At 54.3% G+C, this 1849-nt stretch carries 1 protein-coding gene; it reads right to left on the bottom strand.

Annotated features, from left to right (window positions below; translation table 11 throughout):
- Positions 1-114: 114 nt before the first annotated feature.
- Entirely contained in the window at positions 115-1761 is a 1647-nt protein-coding gene (locus D5S03_RS03630) for a type I secretion system permease/ATPase (RefSeq protein ID WP_287042703.1), read from the bottom strand.
- Between the last annotated feature and the right edge of the window lie 88 nt (positions 1762-1849).

The following is a 1849-nucleotide window of genomic DNA, read 5'->3' as shown; positions in this document are numbered from 1 at the left end:
CCCATACGTCCACACGTCTTCACTCCCACACTCCCATACGCCCCTACTCCCATACTCCCATACGCCCCTACTCCCATACTCCCATACGCCCAAACGCCCATACGTCCAAACGTCTCACTTAGCCGGAAGCAGCTTCTGCAGCACCTTCTTGCTCGGTCCATACATGGCCACCTGCCCGTTTTTGAGCATCAGAAGCTGGTGCGTGTACTGCAAAAGCTGCGGTCTATGGGTAACCAGTATGACAGTTTTGCCTTCTTCGCGGGCCTGCTTGAGTATCTCTTTGAGGGCTTCCAGTCCTTCCCGGTCCAGGCTGGCATCCGGTTCATCCAGAATCAGTATGCTGGGATCTCCGAATACAGCCCGGGCCAGGCCGATTCTCTGGCGCAGCCCCCCCGGCATGTTCAGACCGCGCTCCTCCAGCATGGTTTCATAGCCCTCAGGCATGCTTTCAATTATCTGGTCTATCCCGGCTTGATGGGCTGCTTCCCGGAGCTGATCCAGGTCTGCGTTTTGAAATCTGGAGATGTTCTGGGCGATTGTTCCGGCGAAAAGCTCCACTTCCTGGGGCAGGTAACCGATATGCGGGCCCAGCTGTTCCTGTTCCCACTGGTGCATGTCCGCGCCGTCTAAGCGCAGGATTCCGTTCTGGGGCTTTACTGCTCCGGTCAGGAGACGGGCCAGGGTGGTTTTTCCTGCTCCGCTGGGACCGATGAGTCCCAGGGTCTGCCCGGCCTGCAGATCAAAAGATATTCCTTTGATGATGGGCTTTCCCCCCTGGCCGTAGACCAGGGATTCGGCCTTGAGATGCCCCTGTGGTGCAGGCAGTTCCAGACTGGCTTCCTTTTCTTTTTCCTCCAGCCCGGCAAGATAGTCTTTCAGCCGGAGAAATGCATCCTTGGCATTCTGATACTCCTCCCATCCATTGACCATCATCTGCATGGGCATAATTACCCGTCCGGCTATTATTACGGCGATAATCACAAAGGCGCTGTCCAGTTCGCCGGTCAAGATCATGGAAAAGCCCACCCCCATGAGCAACACCTGCATGATCCAGCCCATGGACTTGGAAACGGCCGAATGCACTCCGGCCTTTTCACTGGCCTCGGTCTGGTCCCGGACCATCTCATCCTGCATGGCCCGCCAGCGCCGGGCCAGTTTTGGCTGCATACCCATGGCCTGCACCGTCTGGGAGTTGTTCATGCATTCCTGGGCAAAGGCGTTGGCCTGGGCAAAGCGCTGGTTAGAGCTGCGTAGAAGTTCCCGGGTGGATTTGCGGGTAGCCAGCTTGGTACCCACAATGATCAGGATGCAGATTACAGCCAGAAAGCCCATCAACGGACTGATGTAAAATACTATCAGTAGTAGAAGAGGGGAGATAAGCGCATCCAGAAATGCAGTGGATGTAGGCGAATTTAGAAAGCCCCTGACCCTGGACAGATCACTCAGGGCTGCGGAAGCATCTCCTTTCTGTCCCTGGGTCTTTTCTTTGTACATCCTGAGAAGTATCTTTTCCCCCAGATTGTGATTCAGGTAAAGGGAAAAGCGGCGTAAGAGGGCAAACCGAAGTACATCGAAGATCATCATGAACAGCAGGCCGGCCAGTGCTGCAGAGGCGATCACCGGGATGCTGGATGGGCTTTCGCTGGGGATGACCCAGCGTATGAGCAGGATCATGTTGAAGGGCAGGGACAGTGTGAGCAGCACAACAAAAATGCTCAGTCCCAGAGAGATGAGAAGTACTTTTCTTAATTCTTTTTGCATAATGATAATTCCAGTTGCTTGTATCCGTGCAGCTCTTTACCTGCCACCTGACTTCTTCTTATTAACTACAGTTCCAGTTCAACTATTT

It is taken from the genome of Desulfonatronospira sp. MSAO_Bac3, assembly GCF_003838035.1.
Lineage (GTDB): Bacteria > Desulfobacterota > Desulfovibrionia > Desulfovibrionales > Desulfonatronovibrionaceae > Desulfonatronospira > Desulfonatronospira thiodismutans.
The sequence above is the reverse complement of the archived record's forward strand: the minus strand, read 5'-3'. Positions and strand labels throughout refer to the sequence as shown.